Source organism: Exiguobacterium sp. s168, assembly GCF_018619035.1.
Classification (GTDB): Bacteria; Bacillota; Bacilli; order Exiguobacteriales; family Exiguobacteriaceae; genus Exiguobacterium_A; species Exiguobacterium_A acetylicum.
This window is the reverse complement of the sequence record NZ_JACSNE010000006.1, coordinates 77399-95743: the sequence shown is the minus strand read 5'-3', so window position 1 is coordinate 95743 and position 18345 is coordinate 77399. Positions and strand designations below refer to the sequence as shown.

Sequence of the window (18345 nt, the reverse complement as noted above, 5' to 3'; positions counted from 1 at the left end):
CAAATGGTGGAACGTGTTCAGGCGACAGCAGCTTGTTTAGAGTTAATCGACCAGTTGAGAGAAAAACACGGTCCGTTGATGTTTCATCAATCTGGTGGTTGTTGCGATGGCAGTTCCCCGATGTGTTTTGCGCAGGGTGATCTATTCCTGGGAGATCAGGATAAAAAACTGGGAGAGATCGGTGGTTGTCCGTTTTATATTCATGAAGATCAATATGAGTACTGGAAACATACGCAACTCATCATTGATGTCGTGGATGGTCGAGGCGGAATGTTCTCTCTTGAAGGTGTCGAAGGGAAACGTTTTTTGACACGCTCCCGTGCGTTCACGCAAGAGGAATACGCTGAACTATCAGCATCAAGCTAATAAAGGAATCAAACACGGTTTCGTCGATGCGACTTGTTCATTCAGGTCGCTTGTACGGAATCGTGTTTTTTGTTCGTATCACGACGTTCTAACAGGATAAAAGTTGGTAATGCGGCATAAGAACGGTATAATGAACTCATATTTTGACGAGAAGATAGTTCCATACTATGACATTATAGGGGGTCACCATGAAATATCCATTTTTAGGTTGGACAGGTCAAACGATCGGAGTGACGGCGCCCTCCTCCGGATTACGTGAACAGCAACAGGAATGGGTCGAACAAGCAGTTGAACAGGTACAAGCACGGCAAATGAACGTCCGTTTAGGCGAAACGATTTGGTCGCATCAACTTGCTGAGAGTGCACCGGTCAAACAACGCGCCGAAGAATTGAATCACATGATGACGGATGAGACGATTGATGCCGTCATCCCGCCATTTGGCGGGGAACGCGCCATTGATCTATTCCCCGAGTTGACGCTAGCTACTTACCAAACAAAATGGTTGCTTGGCTATTCCGATATCAGTACGTTATTGCTCAGTCTGACGCTTCAGACGGGAATCGCGACAGCACATGGTCCGAATTTCGTTGAGCTTCGGAGTGAAGAATGGGACGAGACGACAAGTGCCTGGCGACGGGTGCTCGCGACGCCAACTGGAGGAACCGTCACACAATGGGCTTCCGATCGTTATCAACCCGAGTGGACTGATGAAGAACGTCCAACAGGTTCGTTATTTCAGCTAACGGAAGCGACGGAATGGAAAGCGCTTGATGAGCGAACAGAAGTGACTGGACGGTTACTTGGTGGGTGTCTGGAGACGATTCGCCATCTGATTGGGACACCGTATGGAGATGTGCAGCGTTTCCAGCGTGAGGAGATCAACGGAGAACCGATACTCTGGTACTTTGAGGTGTCTGAAGCGAATTCTGCAGAGGTACACCGGACGCTGCGACAAATGGCGTATGCTGGGTGGTTCGACCATGCGGCTGGCTTTTTATTTGGCCGTACGTCTGCAAGGATTATAGAAGACCTGACATGGCTAGACGTATATCAATATCTCGCGGATGAGACGGGCTTACCAGTCTTATATGATCTTGACATCGGTCATCAACCGCCACAGTTGACATTAATCAATGGAGCGACGGGGACGGTTCGTATTCAAGGGAAAGATTCACGAATCGATCTTACGTTCAACTAAAAAGGAGAGCACGCAATGGCACGTCGTAAGTTTCAAGCATTAGGCGTTTATAAACGCGTCCATATCAATCCGGAGACACGTCGAATGACGTTACCTGAACCATTTTACGATGCACTTCGTCTAGAAGATGAATTGCTGATTGCACAAGTCGGAGATGTTCTCGTCATGCGACGTCCGGGGGAGGTCGTCGAGACAGAAACGGAATTATTGAGCGAACTCGTAGAAGATGGATTCACGGGTACAGAGCTTGTCCAGGAATTTGCCTACCGGCGTCAGCAACAAGAACAACGATTACGTCAACAAGTCTTGCAGGATGAAGAGGATGACCATGCTGCTCAACTGAAGATCGAGCTATAACGGAAAGAAGGAGTGGGGCAGATGCGTCGCAGAACAAAAATTGGAATCGGAGTCATCGGATCCGGATTAGTAGCAGCGAGTTATTATTTTTATGAGATGGCAATCGCCACGAATCCAAAGCCATTCTTATCGAATAATCGAGATTTAAGTGACGAGATGGTCCGATTGATGCAACCTGGTCAGACGTGGATCAAGGAGCAACCGCTTGAGCGGATCGAGATTGAAGCGAAAGACGGTTTAACGTTACGCGGGCATTTTCTTCCGTCACCTGTTCCGTCAGATCGGATCGTCATTCTCGTGCACGGGTACGGAGGCGTCGGAACGGATTTAGCCGGATTCGCCTATCTGTACCATCAGGCCGGTTTCCATGTCATGATGCCCGATAATCGTGGACACGGAATGAGTGACGGTCACTATATCGGATTCGGATGGCATGATCGGGAAGATTGTCTCAGTTGGTCGAACTATCTGATTGATCGGATCGGACAGGATGCGAAACTGTTCTTGCATGGGGTGTCGATGGGAGGGGCGACCGTATTGATGACGAGTGGCGAACAACTCCCACCACAAATCAAAGGAATCATTTCTGATTGTGCCTATACGTCCGTCAATGCTGTCCTTGCGTATCAGATGAAGCGGATGTATCGACTACCACACTTTCCGTTCTTAGGCATGACGAGCGTATTGACGAAGCTAAAGGCAGGTTATACGTTCCGTGAAGCATCAGCGTTGAAACAAGTCAAAAAAGCACAGGTACCGATTTTGTTCATCCATGGTGGGGCGGATACGTTTGTACCGACAGATATGGTATATGAGCTGTATGAAGCTTGTCCAACGGAAAAAGAGCTCGTCGTCATTCCAAATGCCGCTCATGCGATGGCCTATTTTGAGGATCCGGCATTGTATGATGATGTCGTCGAGAAGTTCGTTCGCAACATCTTGCGAAATGATTGACAACTCAGTTCGTTACCCGCTATATTAATATCATAAATCAACGTCGTCGTGGCGGAACTGGTAGACGCGCTAGACTCAGAATCTAGTGGTGGCAACACCGTGGAGGTTCAAGTCCTCTCGGCGGCATAAATGATTGAAGGAGGCAATCCCAGCAAGGGGTTGCCTTCTTTTTTGTTGCTGAATAGAAAACGATTACAACGAATAAAAATTCAGAAATATTTATCTTTTTAGAATTTTTCTGGTAAAATACGTTTTAAAGAGGGTACTCTTCAGGGAAAGTACTAAGTGAACTAGACAATCTTTAACACATAGGAGAGGGGAAACAAACATGAAAAAAGGGAGTATCTTGCTAGCGCTCTTGATGAGCTGTGTTCTCGTACTTGGTGCATGTAGCATCGGTTCGAAAGAAGAAGAGTCGTCTGAAGGAAAGACGTATAAGGTCGGCATTGACGTCACGTACCCACCATTTGAATATAAAGATGGGGATACGTACAAAGGAATCGACATCGATCTCATGAAAGCAATCGCGAAGGATCAGAACTTCAAGATTCAATTTGAAGCGATGGACTTTAGCGGCATTATTCCGGCACTTCAAGCAAATCAATTGGACGTTGCCATTGCTGGTATGAGTATTACGCCAGAACGGAAGAAAGTCGTCACATTCTCGGATCCATACTTCAAAGCTGGTCTTATTCTAGTCGTCAAAGAAGATGAGAATGGTATTAAATCCGTCAACGATTTAAAAGGGAAAAAAGTAGCCGTCAAAAAGGGAACGACGGGTGCGAAATATGCAACGGATAACGCAGACAAACTGGGCTTCACGGTCACACAGTTCAATGACAGCCCAGCGATGTTCCAAGAAGTGAAGAACGGTAACGCTGCTGCTTTGATTGAAGATTATCCTGTCATCTCATATGCAAACAAACAACAAAACCTTGGATTAAAACTTGTCGGAGACCGTCTCAACGGGGACAACTACGGGATCGCTGTCTTAAAAGGTGAGAACGAGGATCTGATGAAGAAAATCAACAAAGGGCTTGCGAATCTGAAAGAAAACGGTGAATACGATAAAATCGTTGACACGTATCTGAAATAAGTCGCAAGGCGATAAGGGAGTGGGATAGCCAATGGAAGTGGTCAAAACCGCATTTCCATTTTTCTTGGAAGGGCTTCAAGTCACATTGTATATTTTCATCATCGCGGTCATCGTCGGCTTTCTGATTGGCTTAGTCGTCGCATTGATGCGGTTATCACCATCAAAAATCTTAAACGGGATCGCAATTGTCTATATTGATGTCATTCGCGGAACGCCGTTCATCGTTCAGTTATTCTTCATCTATTTTGGACTCAATTCGCTCGAATGGTTATCGATGGACCGGATGTATGCAGGGATACTGACGGTCGCGATCAATGCCGGTGCTTATTTTGCGGAGATCATTCGCGCTGGTATCCAGTCGATTGATAAAGGACAAACAGAAGCTGCACGTTCACTCGGGATGACAGGGCGTCAAACGATGGTACAGATCATCTTACCGCAAGCATTCCGGCGGATGTTACCAACGATTACGAACCAATCGATCATCAGCTTAAAAGATACCTCGTTGCTGTCGATCATCGGCATCGCTGATTTGACGCAACAAGGTCAAGTTCAGCAGTCAACGACGTTTGAACCATTCATCGTCTGGTCCGTCGTCGGATTGATGTACTTCGTCATCATTTATCTCTTGTCCTTAGTGGCGAAGTTCTTGGAACGGAGGTTTACATTACGATGAGTATCATAGAAGTAAAGAATCTAAAGAAATCATTCGGTTCGAATGAAGTCTTAAAAGACATCAACGTCTCGATTGCCGAAAAAGAAGTCGTTTGTGTCATCGGTCCGTCGGGATCTGGGAAAAGTACGTTTTTACGCTGTTTGAATCGATTGGAAGAGATTACAGGTGGCACGGTCATCATCGATGATTTCGATATTACGAGTCCAAAGGTCGATATCAACAAGGTCCGGGAAGAAGTCGGGATGGTCTTTCAACATTTTAATCTCTTCCCGCATAAGACCGTGCTAGAAAACGTCACGCTTGCACCGATCAAAGTGCGTAAATCGGATAAAGAACAGGCGAAACAGCGGGCACTTGAACTACTCGATAAAGTCGGATTACGTGAAAAAGCGGATAATTATCCAGGTGAATTATCTGGGGGGCAAAAACAGCGGGTCGCGATTGCCCGCGCGCTTGCAATGAATCCGAAAATCATGTTATTTGATGAGCCAACGTCAGCGCTTGACCCGGAAATGGTCGGTGACGTGCTTGCCGTCATGAAACAACTTGCCCTTGAAGGCATGACGATGGTCGTCGTGACCCATGAGATGGGATTCGCTCGAGAGGTCGGAGATCGCGTCTTATTCATGGATGGTGGCTATATCGTCGAAGAGAACGTGCCACAAGCATTGTTTGATTCTCCACAACACGAACGGACGCAATCGTTCCTTAGTAAGGTCTTATGATAGAACCGGCGTATCTAAATGCGGATACGCCGGTTTTTTGACGAATCATAAATAACTGTCTAAGCGCTCATAAGAAAAACTTATACATTTAAGCGTGAGAATTTGGGAATTCGAAATGCACACACAGGAAAAGAGTAGTAATATAGTAACGAAGGCACTTTCATGGAAGAATGACACGATCATTCCTTCTCATGACGTTCAGCGTTTTATTCATGCAATTCCTTTTGAAAGCGCTAACAGTTAGAGGGCTGGAGACACATCGAGTATCCACTGGATGTGTGGGGAGAAATATAGAAACGGGGGGAACCGTACATGGCAGGCCACGAGCAAGATCAACAAGCATTCTATGGACCAAACCTTGGCTACATCATTGAATTGTACGAGCGTTTTTTAGAAGACAAGACATCCGTTGATGAGGAGACACGTGCTTATTTCGAAGAGCATGGTGCACCCGTGACGGAACCAGTCGTACCGATGCAAGTCGAGACAGGAGATTTCGAAAAATATCTTGCGGCGAATCGTTTAGCGGAACAAATTCGTGCAAAAGGACATCTTGCGGCGGATATTTATCCGCTGAAGGACCATCCGCGAGAAACAGGATTATTCGAATTGAGTCAGTACGGATTGACAGAGGCAGATCTTCGGAAAATGCCGGTTTCACTCGTCTGTCCTGAGCCGCCAGCGGGTGTTCAAGATGCATTTGAAGGCATCGAGCACTTGAAAGCGCAATACACGGGAGCAGCGGCTGTTGAGTTCCAGCATGTTGATGACTTAGAGGAAAAGAAATGGCTCCGACAGAAAATCGAGCAAGGTGCTTTGACGGCGACGCTAGACGCTGAACAAAAGAAACAGTTGTTCAAACGCTTAGCTGAAACGGACCTTTTCGAAAAATACTTGCACAAAACATATGTCGGTCAAAAACGTTTCTCGATTGAAGGACTTGACGCGATGGTGCCATTGCTCGACACGATCGTCGGACACCTCATCTCGAATGGGTCGGAGACGATCAATATCGGAATGGCACACCGTGGACGGTTGAACGTTTTGGCGCACGTACTTGGGAAGCCATATGAAATGATCTTTGCTGAGTTCCAGCATGCACCGAACCACGACCTCGTACCATCTGAAGGATCGATCGGGATCACGTACGGTTGGACGGGCGACGTGAAGTATCACCTCGGTTTAAACCGAAAACTCGAGCAAGAGACACGTAACGTGCGGATGACGCTTGCGAACAATCCGTCGCACCTTGAGTTCGTCGACCCAGTCGTCGAAGGCTTCACACGTGCTGCACAAGATGATCGCTCACAAAAAGGGGCACCACGTCAAGAGCAAGCAGCAGCAGCTGCGATCCTCATTCATGGGGATGCAGCGTTCCCAGGTCAAGGAATTGTGGCTGAAACTTTGAATTTAGCGAATCTCAAAGGATATAACACCGGCGGAACAATTCATATCATCGCGAACAACACGATCGGCTTCACGACGGAGCCGACGGACTCCCGTTCGACGCGTTACTCGAGTGATCTTGCCAAAGGATACGAGATCCCAGTCTTCCACGTCAACGCGGATGAGCCGGAAAGCTGTCTCGCAGTCGCTTTGCTCGCGAGCGAGTACCGGGCAACGTTTAAGAAGGATGTCATGATTGATTTAATCGGATATCGTCGTTTTGGTCATAACGAAATGGATGAACCGATGAATACGAACCCGGTCTTATACGATTTGATTCATAAACATGATCCAATTCGTGTCTTGTACGGGAAAACGCTTGTCGCGAACGGGGATGCGACAGCTGACGAAATTCAATCGATTGAAACGTCGATCAATGATCAAATGAAAGCGGCTCGTGAAAAAGTACCGAACGCGGAGAAAGAGTATGGTGGAGTCATGCCGGACGTCGTCTTTAAAGGCGTTCCGACGATTGAGACAGGGGTCTCGATTGAAACATTGACGGCGTACAACGAAGAATTGTTACAGTGGCCGGATGGCTTCCAAGTGTTCCATAAACTTGAGAAGGTCCTGAAGCGCCGGACGGATGCGTTCTCGACAAAGAACGGTATTGACTGGGGACATGCCGAAACATTGGCGTTTGCTTCGATTCTCTCAGATGGAACACCAATCCGCTTGAGCGGTCAAGATTCTGAACGAGGAACGTTCGCACAACGGAACATTAATCTTCATGATGTGAAAACAGGAGAAGGCTTCTCGCCACTCCATGCCTTATCAACGGCAACTGCATCATTCTCGGTCTACAACAGTCCGTTGTCTGAAGCAGGTGTACTTGGTTTTGAATACGGTTATAACGTCTTCGCTCCGGAAACGCTCGTATTATGGGAAGCGCAATATGGGGACTTTGCGAACTCAGGTCAAGTCATCTTCGACCAGTTCATCTCAGCTAGCCGAGCGAAATGGGGACAAACATCAGGTCTCGTCATGTTGCTTCCGCATGGTTATGAAGGGCAAGGACCAGAACACTCGAGTGGTCGTTTAGAACGCTTCTTGACGTTATCGGGTGAGAAAAACTGGACAGTCGCGAACGTATCGAGTGCTGCCCAGTACTTCCACTTATTGCGCCGACAAGCAGCGATTCTCGGAAAAGAGGAAGTCCGACCGCTCGTCGTCATGACGCCGAAGAGTCTCTTGCGTCATCCGCTTGCAACATCGGATGTTTCTGAGTTGACGGAAGGTAGTTTCCAACGTGTCATCGAACAATCAGGGCTCGGAGAAGCACCAGATCGTGTCAAACGTCTTGTGTTCTGTTCTGGTAAGATGGCAATCGACCTAGCTGAAGCCGTTTCGAAATCAGATGAGAATCTCGATTGGCTACAAATCGTCCGGGTCGAGGAGTTGTATCCATTCCCGGCAAAAGCCTTAAAAGAAGTCATCGCGCGCTATGAATCCGTCGAAGAAATGGTCTGGGTGCAAGAAGAACCGAAAAACATGGGGGCGTGGTCCTTCATGGAACCTCGACTTGAGACAGTCGCACCGAACGGTATCCAAACGGTCCGTTACATCGGTCGTCGTCGTCGTTCCAGTACAGCAGAAGGTGACCCGTCAGGTCATAAAGTAGAGCAGGCACGTATCATCAATGATGCACTCACAGCGACTGCTTCTATTCCAACAGCACCATCACACGTATCAAATCACACATCATAACTTAAGATAGAATCGAGTCATAGGGGGAGAATACGATGGAAATCAAAGTACCAGAACTTGCCGAATCAATTACAGAAGGAACGGTGGCGTCTTGGTTAAAACAACCAGGTGATCACGTGGAAAAAGGGGAAGCCATCGTTGAGCTCGAGACAGATAAGGTCAACATCGAAGTGCCGTCAGATGAAGCTGGTACGTTGACGGAGGTGATGGCTGCTGAAGGAGATACAGTCCGCGTCGGGGAAACGATTGCTGTCATCTCTGCTGGTGGCGAGGCTCCAAAACCGGCTGCGGCAGAAACAGTACAAGAAACTCCAAAAGAGACACCAAAAGCAGAAGAAAAAGCGGAACAACCGGTGGCTGCAGCAGCGACTGAAAGTACATCTGTTGCGGATCGTCCGATTGCTTCACCTGCTGCCCGTAAACTGGCTCGTGAAAAAGGAATTGATTTAGCACAAGTGGCAACGCAAGATCCGCTCGGTCGGATTCGCGTGCAAGACGTCGCGACGTTTGAAGTAGCACCACGTGAGCAAGCAAAACCGGCTCCTACGAAACCTGCTACACCGGCACCAGCACCAGCAGCCGCTCCTGGGAAACCGGAAGAGCGAATCAAGATGTCACGCCGTCGTAAGACAATCGCTAACCGACTCGTTGAAGTTCAACAAACGGCAGCGATGTTGACGACATTCAATGAGATCGATATGTCAGCGGTCATGGCACTGCGTAAACGTCGCCAAGAGAAATTCGTGAAGGAAAACGAAGTCAAGCTCGGCTTCATGTCATTCTTTACGAAAGCAGCAGTCGCAGCACTTAAAAAGATGCCATACTTGAATGCTGAGATTCAAGGCGATGAAATCGTCCTCAAAAAATTCTATGATATCGGTATTGCCGTTTCAGCACCAGACGGTCTCGTCGTTCCGGTCGTTCGTGATGCGGATAAGAAGAACTTCGCTGAGATTGAAAAAGACATCATTCAACTAGCGGTCAAGGCGCGTGATAATAAACTCGGTCTATCTGATTTGACGGGTGGTACGTTCACGATCACGAATGGTGGTACGTTCGGTTCACTCATGTCGACACCGATCTTAAACGGTCCACAAGTCGCGATTCTCGGAATGCACGCAATCAACTTGCGCCCTGTAGCGATTGATGCTGAACGCATGGAAAACCGTCCGATGATGTATGTCGCACTCTCTTATGATCACCGAATCGTTGATGGAAAAGAAGCCGTTACGTTCTTGAAGCACATTAAAGATCTCCTTGAAGATCCAGAGTCATTGATTTTCGAAGCGTAATCATAAAAAGACCCGTTTTAGATGCGGGTCTTTTTTTTGTTGATATCATTTTGTCATCAAATCACGAAACGACATTTACGTCTTCTCTATATCAGCTTCATACAAACGATATAGGATAAGTGTTGTAAGAATATTTCAAGGGGGAATTAATTATGTTGAAACAATTTGGATTGACGATGGTAGCAGGAGCCGTATTAAGCACAGGGCTTCCGACAGAAGATGTCAGCGCACAATCAAAAGGCAAATCGTTACTTGATCCAAATCGAATCATCAATGTTGCTCACCGTGGAGCTTCAGGGTACGCGCCAGAGCATACGATGCCAGCTTATGAAATGGGACATAAGACATTCAAAGCAGATTACATCGAAATTGATTTACAGATGACGAAAGACGGTCAATTGATTGCGATGCACGATGAAACGATTGATCGGACGACGAACGGAACAGGTGCCGTCAAAGATAAAACGCTTTCTGAAATCAAGAAACTTGATGCTGGTAGTTGGTTTAATGAAGCGAACCCGACGCTTGCGAAAAAGTCATATGTCGGTCTGAAAGTACCGACGCTTCAAGAAGTCTTGAGTAAGTATGGGAAGCATGCGAATTACTATATCGAGACGAAATCACCGGAAGTGTATCCCGGAATGGAACAGAAATTGCTCGACGTACTAAAGCAGAACGGATTGTCGAGTAACAAGGTCAAACCAGGACAAGTCTTGATTCAGTCGTTTAGTGAAGCGAGTCTTCAAAAAGTCAGAGCCATCGACCCGCACGTTCCACTGGTTCAGTTGATGGAAGCAAATGAAGTCAAGGCTTTGACGGATGATCGATTAACCGCAATCCGTCAGTATGCAGTCGGTGTTGGTCCTTCCTACAAAGCATTGACACGTGAAAACGTCTCAGCGATTCGGACTCATGATTTGTTACTTCACCCGTATACTGTGAATGAAAAAGCGGATATGGTTCGTATGCTCGACTATGGTGTCACAGGAGTCTTCACGAACTATGCCGACCGTTTTAATGATGTCGTGAAAGGACTATACAAAAAATAAAGTAAGGACGACACAGGACTATTTCTTCTTTCGAACAGGAAAGAAGAAATAGTTTTTTTGTTTTTAAAACTCGTATTTTAAATCCAATATTTCATTCCATACGTAAACCTAATAGAGGTTTATCAGAATTTCGAATCATAAGACAAAACAATGTAGTCAGTTTCGTATTTCATGGTACGATAACAGTGCAGTTTTGGGAAGGAATGGAGTGAGGATCGTGAGAATTACACAGTATACGGATTATGGACTACGTGTGTTGATGTATCTCGGGGTGCACCGGGATGTCATCACACCAATGCCGCAGATTGCAAATCATTATGGCATCTCATCCAACCATTTAATGAAGGTGACACAACAATTAGCGAAACTTGGCTATGTCGAATCAACAAGAGGTCGGTCAGGTGGACTCCGTTTGATTCGTGATCCAAAAGACATCAACATCGGGAAAGTCGTTCGGGAAATGGAACCGATGGATATCGTCGAGTGTTTTGGGAGCAACGGTCATTGTGTCATCGAACCAGGATGCCGTCTAAAAAGTGTGCTCGGACGAGCGCTTCGAGCTTTTATCCGGGAACTGGAACAGCATACATTAGAAGAATTGTTAGATAATCGTGATGAGTTGGCGCTCTTGTTTGCTGCCTCATCTTTACAGCGTTCCTAATCAAAAAACCCTCGTTTCCGTGAATGGAAGCGAGGGTTTTGTCATATCGATACTTATACGTCATCTTGGCGTTTCTTTGGTTCCACATGTTCTTTATTCTGGGACAAGTCGTCACGAACAGACGATTTCCACAACGGAACATTGCTGTAATATGCAGCACGAGCGATCAGATGTCCTCCAATCGGTGCTGTGATGAGCACGAACAGGATGCCGAGAACGACACGAGAGGAGAAGAATCCATCTTCAGTGACGAAATAGATGATGACGCCGATTAAAATCGACATGACACCTAATGTCGCGCTTTTAGATGCAGCGTGAGCACGCGTATAGACATCCGGTAAGCGGATCAGACCAAGCGCGGTGACGAGACTAAATCCCATACCGAGCAAGGCGAAGACCGCGACGATCAATTCATTGGTTGCGATCACGTTCGATGATCTCTCCTTTCTCGATATATTTTGAAAAGGCAACTGTACCGATGAAGGCGAGTATACCAATCAACAGGATGACTTCGAGGTAGTCGCTCGTCCGTAAGATGATCGAGACAAGTCCAACGATTGAAATCAAGCTGATACCAATTGAATCAAGCGCGATGACACGATCCGCAACACTTGGTCCTTTGATGACCCGGTAAAACAGACCAAGCATCGAGAGAAAGACACCCCCGAGTGCGATATAGATTAAAATATCGAACATCACCGACTCACCTCCAGAATGGCTTTCTCAAAACTATCACGAATCGAAGCGACCGCTTCATCGACCTCTGGCATGTGGAGTGCATGAATGTAGAGTGTCTTATTATCATCCGAGATATCAACGACAAGCGTTCCCGGTGTCAGCGTGATCAGCATTGACAGCAACGTGATTTGCCACGGTTGATCGAGTTCGGTCTCATAGGCGAAAATACCAGGTTGAATATCTAACTTCGGCTTTAAAATGATTTTCAAGACATCGATGTTCGCGACGACAAGCTCGTAGAGAAAGCGGAAAAACAATAGGACGAGTGCGACGACAGGTCCGAGATAAAAGCGACCTTTGAAGCCGCGACGGAAAGCGAACATCGCAATCAGCCCTAGCGCGTAACCGATGACGAAACCGGAGGCCGAGAAATTGTTTGAGAGAAACATCCACAAGAATGCAAGAAATAAGTTGAGCAAGACTTGAAATGCCATGAATTAACGACCTCCTTTTAGTACGGCATCGATATAGAGCGTTGGATTCGTCAACGGTTCGACGGCTTGTTGAATCAGTGGACGCATCGCCTCAGCACCTACTCCATAGAGAACGCTGAGCGCAACTAAGACAATCGTAGGAACTAGCAGCTTGGGAACAAGCGCTTGTTTATCACCCGAGTAGGTCTTCGGTGTTCCCCAAAAAGCACGCATGAACAATTGAACGACGGAATACAAGACGAGCAGACTTGATAGTAAGACGATGATCGGTCCAATCAACTCACCAGCTTCAATACCACCACGAACAATCAGGAATTTCCCAATGAACCCGCTGAGCGGTGGAATCCCGGCAAGTGATAACGCCGCGATGAAGAACGTCCAACCTAGTACAGGATAGGTTTTGATCATCCCTCCCATATCTTTCAGTTTACTCGAGCCGGCAATTCCGACCATGATCCCTACGAGAAGGAATAAAGCGGCTTTGATCAACATATCATGAAGAAGGTAGAAAATCGCACCTTCTAGTGCTTGCGGTGTCATGAGGGAAACCCCGTACAAGATGACCCCGACTGCGACGATGATGTTGTAGATGATGATTTGCTTCGCATCCCGTGTCGCAAGCGCACCGATCACCCCGATGACGATCGTACTGAGAGCAAGGATACTTAAGATTTGATGAATCGTTCCAATCTCATTTGAGAAGAACAAACTATACGTCCGTAAAATCCCGTAGACCCCGACCTTCGTCAGCAAGGCACCGAACAGAGCAAGAACAGGCGTCGGCGGTACTTGATAAGAACCAGGTAACCAGAAGTAGAGCGGGAAGATCGCACCTTTTAATCCGAAGACGATCAGGAATAACAAGGCGATGACGTTTAGGATTGCCGGCTGTCCGACCTCTGAAATCTTTTGACTGATATCCGCCATGCTGAGCGATCCAATGATCCCGTACAAGAAGGCAACCGTCATGACGAATAATGCGGACGAGATGACGTTGATCAAGAGATACTTCAGCGATTCTCGTAATTGTGCCGGTTTCCCGCCAAGAACGATCAAGACATAAGACGAAATCAGGAAGACTTCGAAGAAGACGAACATGTTAAAGATATCACCTGTCGTAAAGGCACCATTGACACCAACGAGCAAGAATTGGACGGCAATGAAATAGTAGTATCGTTGATAGGAAACGCTCAAGTAGACAATGGCATACCAGATGATACAAAGAACAAGAATGCTTGTCGTCGTGACGAGTAAAGCGGATAGCATGTCAGAGACAAGCGTGATACCAAAAGGTGCTGGCCAGCTACCGAGTGTGACTGTTAAGATGCCGTTCGACCGGACAGTCAGCACGAGATAGATGGAGGCACAGACAGTCAAAATCGTCGAAAAGAGGGAAACGATTCGTTGTCCTTTGAGGTGTCGCGGGAAAAACATCAAGAGGACACCCGTCAACAAAGGGATGATGATTGGTAGTAGCGGTAAGTTAATCATTCGAATCGGTTCCTTTCATCTCTTCGATATTATCGGTTCCGAGTTCTTGATAGGCACGATAAGCAAGTACCAAGAAAAAGGCAGTGACACCAAAGCTGATGACGATGGCGGTCAAGACGAGTGCTTGCGGTAGTGGATCCGTATAGGAAGTCACGCCGTCCTTTAAGACCGGAGCCGCGCCTCGTTTTAATCCCCCCATCGTCATGACGAGCAGATGGGCAGCGTGGCTGAGCAACCCTGTTCCGATGATAATACGAAGAATACTTTTCGAAAGAATGAGATAAATGGCACACATCGTCAGGATGCCTGCGGCGATCGCCATGATGATTTCCATATTAATCACTCTCCCCAATCGTTTGAATAATCGTCATCGTCACACCGACGACGACAAGATAAACACCAAGATCAAACAACATCGCTGTATGAAGTGATGTCTTACCGAATAACGGTAGGTTGAAATAGTCATGTGCATGTGTGAAGAACGGGACGTTAAAGACAAGCGCTCCTGAAGCCGTCAGTACGGCAATCAACATGCCAAGAGCCGTGATCCATTTGTAGTCGAATGGCAAAATCCGGCGTAACGTCTTGATGTCGTAAGCAAGTAAGATCAAGACAAGAGCAGACGCCGTCACAAGACCACCAATGAAACCGCCACCTGGCGTATAGTGTCCAGCAAAGAACAAGTAGACAGCAAACAGGAAGATGATGAACGTGATAAAGGAAGTCGCGGACTCTAAGATGACGTCATTCGTATGCTTTTTTGTCTGCTTTTTCATTTATCCATCCCTCCTGTTCGTCTGAATTTAATCATCGTGTAAATTCCGATTCCGGCAAGTGCGAGAACGGCAATCTCAAACAACGTATCGAAGCCACGGAAGTCGACGAGAATGACGTTGACCATATTACCGCCAGCGGCAAGATCAGCGACATTATCGATGTAATATTTGGCGATTGAAGTAAACGACCGTTGGCTGAGAGAAGCAAGTGCGACGAGTGTCACCGTCAGTCCGACGAGTGCCGAAATCAAGGCATTGCCGAGCTTGAACGGAATGCGCTCTTCTTTCCGGCTGATTTCCGGTAAACGATAGAAAACGAGCAGGAACAGAGCGACCGATACTGTCTCGATGACGAGTTGCGTCAAGGCAAGGTCTGGCGCTCGGAACAAGACGAAGAACAGAGCGACCGTATAACCTGTCACACCGAGCAAGATGATCGATGTCAGTCGTGAACGCGCAAAGGTGATCGAGAGGGCACTCGAAACGAGAACGAGTGCAAGGATGATCTCATACGCGTCAATCGAGCTGATTGGATCAACCGCGAAGCGGAAGGCATCAAACCCGTATAATGCCGTCAAGATCAAGATGACGATGAATCCGAAGATGTAGACGAGATACGACCGCATGTATCCGGTCATGACCGTATCATGGATCTTTGTCGAGGTCTGTTCACCACGGCGTAACAAAGCGTCATATTGATGATTCAAGGAGATGGCACGAGGCATCCGGTTATAGAGCGATTGCCAGCGCGGCAGTGTCTTATACAAGATGAACCCGACTGTAAAGATGAGTAACGTCAGGAAAAATTCTGGTTTGAATCCATGCCACATCGTAATATGCACATCAATCTTGCCACCGGCATCAACGACTTGCGGTAAGATTGCTTCGACTGCCGGTCGAATCAACGTATCCGATAATATATTCGGGAAGAGTCCGATGATGACGACGAGCGAGACGAGGACGAGAGGTGGAATCAACATGCCAATCGGTGCCTCGTGTGGTGCTTTCGGTAACTTGTCGTCTTGACGCTTACCGAAGAACGTTCTGCGGACGATCAAGATGCTATAGACGAATGTAAAGATACTTCCGACGACGGCGAGTACAGGAATAATCCAACCGTAAGACGGTAAGTGGAACAAGTCAGATCCTGAAACTTGAAGTACACCTGTCAAGAACATCTCTTTACTTAAGAAACCATTGAATGGTGGAATCCCCGCCATCGAAAGGGTCCCGATCATCGCAATCGTCATCGAAATCGGCATGAGTTGCGCAAGACCACCGAGATTCCGAATGTCGCGAGTACCAGTCTCGTGATCGACGATTCCCGCCATCATGAAGAGACTGCCTTTAAACGTCGCGTGGTTGATCAGGTGGAAGATCGCAGCGACTGTCGCAATCGTATATAATCCGTCATCTAACGCGTCGACGTGCAAGGCGGCTGCTCCGAGTCCGAGCAAGGACATGATCAATCCAAGCTGAGAAATCGTCGAGTAAGCAAGGATTCCTTTCAAATCATGTTGTTTCACCGCATTGAGTGAACCCCAGAATAAGGTGAATATTCCGACAGATGAGACGAGATAGAACCAGAGCGACTCATCCGCAAAAATCGGACTGAAACGAGCGACAAGATACAACCCTGCCTTGACCATCGTTGCCGAGTGCAAGTAGGCGCTGACAGGGGTCGGTGCTTCCATCGCATCCGGTAACCAGATGTGGAACGGAAATTGAGCCGATTTCGTGAAGGCAGCTAGCAAGAATAAAACGAGGGCGACCGAAAAGAAGGGTTCACCTTGAATCGATTCAAGCGACGCATAGGTCTCACGAATACTTAACGATCCACTGAGTGTTGAGAGAATCGCGATTCCACCAAGTATCGCTAGTCCACCGAAGACGGTGATCAGCATCGATTTTTGAGCGCCGTAACGAGAACGTTCCCGCTCGTACCAATAGGCGATCAATAAGAACGACGAAATCGACGTTAATTCCCAGAACAGATAGAGGACGATCATGTTATCTGACAGCACGACGCCAAGCATGGCGGTCATGAACATCAACAGATAAACATAAAATGTTCCGAGTGATTCTTTTTTCGCATCTAAATAAAAAATCGAATAAAGAACGACGAGTGAGCCGATTCCTGTGATCAATAGTGCGAACAATAAGCCGAGTCCGTCGAGATACGTGACGAAATCGATACCGAGCGATGGTATCCACGGCATGCGTGCCGTAAAGGTCTCACCTGACATCGTACCAGCGAGAAAGCGGCTGAAATACGAAACGAGCAGTACAGGTACGACAAGTACAAACCAACCGGTATGAATGTTCGGAAGGCGTTTCGCTAGAAGCGGAATGAAAAGACTGATCAATATGGGCAGTAAAATAGCCCCGTGCATCACGGACACGAAATTCCCTCCTTTGTGACATCGACGACCAAAAATGAAAAAGGGACGCGAACGCAAGCTGTTGAAGCTCGGAACTGTCCAGTAGAAGACACGATTCATTTTGTTCGTCGAAGATGTTTCTGAATCAAGTATAGCGTACTTTTTTCCTTCTTGCATGACGTGAAGCGTTGAAGCATAAGGGATAGAGCCATTTTCTCTCTTGATTATTAAATATGTAGGAACACGGCAGAAATAGGCTGAAATTTTTTTTGATTTTTTTCAAATAACACGTTGATCCATGAGAAGAATGATTCAAATTCAAGTAACTCGGGTACATCTACCTAGAGCACAACTAATGACCATAGAGGGGGAACTTTCATGCGAGCAACATTCAAGACAGGTGTCATTTTAGGTGGTCTAGCGGCGATTGCGACAATCGCCTATCAACAATACCAACAACGAAAAACAACTTCAGACGATATTGATCATCGTCCAAGTGTCGACGCGAAACGCGATCCGGCTGAAGTCGGGCTGACACAACTTGATTCCATTCATCGGGCAGATTGGCAAGCGAATGGATTCCCACAAACGCACGCAGAACTCGAACGCCTCGAGCGAGAAGAAAATTAAAAAAGCACGTCTCTCGAATGAGAGGCGTGTTTTATGGTCATTAAGCACTTGTTGTGACTAGGGCACGTGTCCGTTCACTATGTGCAGTATAAGAAGAGAGATGTTCGAATTGATAAAGCGTTAAGGTCGCTGTGCGACGTTGACCAGTACTCGATTCAAGCATTAAATAAGCTTCATTGAAGTCCGTACCACCACCATCATAGCGGATGTGTGCCGTAATCGTTCGTCCATCTGTCGTCTGCATATAAATATCGTAACCCCCGAAATCAACGCGCTTAAAGCTAGTTGCCTCGCTTACGATGTGTTTGAATGTTTCAATCAAAGAATATGTCATCGTTCGTTCCTCCCTTTATTTCTTCCAAAACAA

General features: G+C 47.0%; 20 protein-coding genes and 1 tRNA gene. 13 read left to right on the top strand and 8 right to left on the bottom strand.

Annotated elements, in window-relative coordinates; genetic code table 11:
• Positions 1-3 precede the first annotated feature (3 nt).
• The 12 genes from KNQ15_RS05915 (at position 4) to KNQ15_RS05860 (ending at position 11528) form a co-directional block, all read left to right on the top strand.
• Entirely contained in the window at positions 4-366 is a 363-nt protein-coding gene (locus tag KNQ15_RS05915) for a DUF779 domain-containing protein (protein WP_023468555.1), read from the top strand.
• A 188-nt stretch (positions 367-554) separates the two neighbouring features.
• Positions 555-1565, top strand: coding sequence for a S66 family peptidase (locus KNQ15_RS05910; protein ID WP_133207453.1), 1011 nt, complete (start codon positions 555-557; stop codon positions 1563-1565).
• A gap of 15 nt (positions 1566-1580) precedes the next feature.
• Complete coding sequence (locus tag KNQ15_RS05905) at positions 1581-1922, top strand: hypothetical protein (RefSeq protein WP_050678281.1); 342 nt, start codon at positions 1581-1583, stop codon at positions 1920-1922.
• A gap of 21 nt (positions 1923-1943) precedes the next feature.
• Entirely contained in the window at positions 1944-2876 is a 933-nt protein-coding gene (locus KNQ15_RS05900) for an alpha/beta hydrolase (protein ID WP_214728297.1), read from the top strand.
• A 42-nt stretch (positions 2877-2918) separates the two neighbouring features.
• Positions 2919-3002, top strand: a tRNA-Leu gene (locus KNQ15_RS05895).
• Between the two features lie 202 nt (positions 3003-3204).
• Positions 3205-3972 (top strand): transporter substrate-binding domain-containing protein, encoded by a 768-nt coding sequence (locus KNQ15_RS05890; RefSeq protein WP_023468551.1) that lies wholly within the window; start codon positions 3205-3207, stop codon positions 3970-3972.
• A gap of 31 nt (positions 3973-4003) precedes the next feature.
• Entirely contained in the window at positions 4004-4648 is a 645-nt protein-coding gene (locus KNQ15_RS05885; protein ID WP_023468550.1) for an amino acid ABC transporter permease, read from the top strand.
• Positions 4645-5373: an amino acid ABC transporter ATP-binding protein gene (locus tag KNQ15_RS05880; protein WP_251137606.1), complete on the top strand. Its 729-nt coding sequence runs from the start codon at positions 4645-4647 to the stop codon at positions 5371-5373. Before KNQ15_RS05885 ends, KNQ15_RS05880 begins: the two co-directional genes overlap by 4 nt.
• 312 nt (positions 5374-5685) lie before the next feature.
• Positions 5686-8526 carry a 2-oxoglutarate dehydrogenase E1 component gene (locus tag KNQ15_RS05875; protein ID WP_214728295.1) on the top strand — a complete coding sequence of 947 codons (2841 nt, stop codon included), beginning with the start codon at positions 5686-5688 and terminating at the stop codon, positions 8524-8526.
• Between the two features lie 35 nt (positions 8527-8561).
• Positions 8562-9818: a 2-oxoglutarate dehydrogenase complex dihydrolipoyllysine-residue succinyltransferase gene (gene odhB / locus KNQ15_RS05870; protein ID WP_050678279.1), complete on the top strand. Its 1257-nt coding sequence runs from the start codon at positions 8562-8564 to the stop codon at positions 9816-9818.
• Between the two features lie 152 nt (positions 9819-9970).
• The gene (locus KNQ15_RS05865) at positions 9971-10867 is read left to right on the top strand and encodes a glycerophosphodiester phosphodiesterase (protein WP_214728293.1); all 897 of its coding nucleotides are present in this window, start codon (positions 9971-9973) and stop codon (positions 10865-10867) included.
• A gap of 217 nt (positions 10868-11084) precedes the next feature.
• Complete coding sequence (locus KNQ15_RS05860; RefSeq protein WP_214728291.1) at positions 11085-11528, top strand: Rrf2 family transcriptional regulator; 444 nt, start codon at positions 11085-11087, stop codon at positions 11526-11528.
• Between the two features lie 53 nt (positions 11529-11581).
• Here the strand turns inward: KNQ15_RS05860 and mnhG are convergent, their stop codons facing one another.
• From mnhG to KNQ15_RS05825, 7 genes are read right to left on the bottom strand one after another with little or no spacing between them, the layout of a single operon-like run.
• Positions 11582-11956 carry a monovalent cation/H(+) antiporter subunit G gene (gene mnhG, locus KNQ15_RS05855; protein WP_023468544.1) on the bottom strand — a complete coding sequence of 125 codons (375 nt, stop codon included), beginning with the start codon at positions 11954-11956 and terminating at the stop codon, positions 11582-11584.
• Entirely contained in the window at positions 11940-12176 is a 237-nt protein-coding gene (locus KNQ15_RS05850; RefSeq protein WP_369792030.1) for a Na(+)/H(+) antiporter subunit F1, read from the bottom strand. Before KNQ15_RS05850 ends, mnhG begins: the two co-directional genes overlap by 17 nt.
• Positions 12177-12223: 47 nt before the next feature.
• On the bottom strand, positions 12224-12700 hold the full coding sequence (locus tag KNQ15_RS05845) for a Na+/H+ antiporter subunit E (protein WP_023468542.1): 477 nt from the start codon (positions 12698-12700) through the stop codon (positions 12224-12226).
• Positions 12701-12703: 3 nt separating this feature from the next.
• Complete coding sequence (locus KNQ15_RS05840; RefSeq protein ID WP_214728289.1) at positions 12704-14191, bottom strand: Na+/H+ antiporter subunit D; 1488 nt, start codon at positions 14189-14191, stop codon at positions 12704-12706.
• Positions 14184-14525 (bottom strand): Na(+)/H(+) antiporter subunit C, encoded by a 342-nt coding sequence (locus tag KNQ15_RS05835; protein ID WP_023468540.1) that lies wholly within the window; start codon positions 14523-14525, stop codon positions 14184-14186. The genes KNQ15_RS05840 and KNQ15_RS05835 overlap by 8 nt, the downstream gene beginning before the upstream one ends.
• 1 nt (position 14526) lies before the next feature.
• A complete protein-coding gene (locus KNQ15_RS05830) occupies positions 14527-14967 on the bottom strand; it encodes a Na(+)/H(+) antiporter subunit B (RefSeq protein WP_023468539.1) in 441 nt (146 codons plus the stop codon).
• Positions 14964-17369: a Na+/H+ antiporter subunit A gene (locus KNQ15_RS05825; protein ID WP_214728287.1), complete on the bottom strand. Its 2406-nt coding sequence runs from the start codon at positions 17367-17369 to the stop codon at positions 14964-14966. The genes KNQ15_RS05830 and KNQ15_RS05825 overlap by 4 nt, the downstream gene beginning before the upstream one ends.
• A 357-nt stretch (positions 17370-17726) precedes the next feature.
• Here KNQ15_RS05825 and KNQ15_RS05820 point away from each other — a divergent pair, with 357 nt between their 5' ends.
• On the top strand, positions 17727-17978 hold the full coding sequence (locus tag KNQ15_RS05820) for a hypothetical protein (protein ID WP_023468537.1): 252 nt from the start codon (positions 17727-17729) through the stop codon (positions 17976-17978).
• Positions 17979-18018: 40 nt separating this feature from the next.
• On the opposite strand, the gene KNQ15_RS05815 is transcribed toward KNQ15_RS05820, so the two are convergent.
• Positions 18019-18312: a hypothetical protein gene (locus KNQ15_RS05815; protein ID WP_023468536.1), complete on the bottom strand. Its 294-nt coding sequence runs from the start codon at positions 18310-18312 to the stop codon at positions 18019-18021.
• Positions 18313-18345 lie beyond the last annotated feature (33 nt).

Coding starts and splice junctions, on each gene's coding strand:
- KNQ15_RS05915 (WP_023468555.1), top strand. CDS start 4: ATGGTGGAACGTGTTCAGGCGACAGCAGCTTGTTTAGAGTTAATCGAC.
- KNQ15_RS05910 (WP_133207453.1), top strand. CDS start 555: ATGAAATATCCATTTTTAGGTTGGACAGGTCAAACGATCGGAGTGACG.
- KNQ15_RS05905 (WP_050678281.1), top strand. CDS start 1,581: ATGGCACGTCGTAAGTTTCAAGCATTAGGCGTTTATAAACGCGTCCAT.
- KNQ15_RS05900 (WP_214728297.1), top strand. CDS start 1,944: ATGCGTCGCAGAACAAAAATTGGAATCGGAGTCATCGGATCCGGATTA.
- KNQ15_RS05890 (WP_023468551.1), top strand. CDS start 3,205: ATGAAAAAAGGGAGTATCTTGCTAGCGCTCTTGATGAGCTGTGTTCTC.
- KNQ15_RS05885 (WP_023468550.1), top strand. CDS start 4,004: ATGGAAGTGGTCAAAACCGCATTTCCATTTTTCTTGGAAGGGCTTCAA.
- KNQ15_RS05880 (WP_251137606.1), top strand. CDS start 4,645: ATGAGTATCATAGAAGTAAAGAATCTAAAGAAATCATTCGGTTCGAAT.
- KNQ15_RS05875 (WP_214728295.1), top strand. CDS start 5,686: ATGGCAGGCCACGAGCAAGATCAACAAGCATTCTATGGACCAAACCTT.
- odhB (WP_050678279.1), top strand. CDS start 8,562: ATGGAAATCAAAGTACCAGAACTTGCCGAATCAATTACAGAAGGAACG.
- KNQ15_RS05865 (WP_214728293.1), top strand. CDS start 9,971: ATGTTGAAACAATTTGGATTGACGATGGTAGCAGGAGCCGTATTAAGC.
- KNQ15_RS05850 (WP_369792030.1), bottom strand. CDS start 12,176: ATGCTTGGTCTGTTTTACCGGGTCATCAAAGGACCAAGTGTTGCGGAT.
- KNQ15_RS05845 (WP_023468542.1), bottom strand. CDS start 12,700: ATGGCATTTCAAGTCTTGCTCAACTTATTTCTTGCATTCTTGTGGATG.
- KNQ15_RS05840 (WP_214728289.1), bottom strand. CDS start 14,191: ATGATTAACTTACCGCTACTACCAATCATCATCCCTTTGTTGACGGGT.
- KNQ15_RS05835 (WP_023468540.1), bottom strand. CDS start 14,525: ATGGAAATCATCATGGCGATCGCCGCAGGCATCCTGACGATGTGTGCC.
- KNQ15_RS05830 (WP_023468539.1), bottom strand. CDS start 14,967: ATGAAAAAGCAGACAAAAAAGCATACGAATGACGTCATCTTAGAGTCC.
- KNQ15_RS05820 (WP_023468537.1), top strand. CDS start 17,727: ATGCGAGCAACATTCAAGACAGGTGTCATTTTAGGTGGTCTAGCGGCG.
- KNQ15_RS05815 (WP_023468536.1), bottom strand. CDS start 18,312: ATGACATATTCTTTGATTGAAACATTCAAACACATCGTAAGCGAGGCA.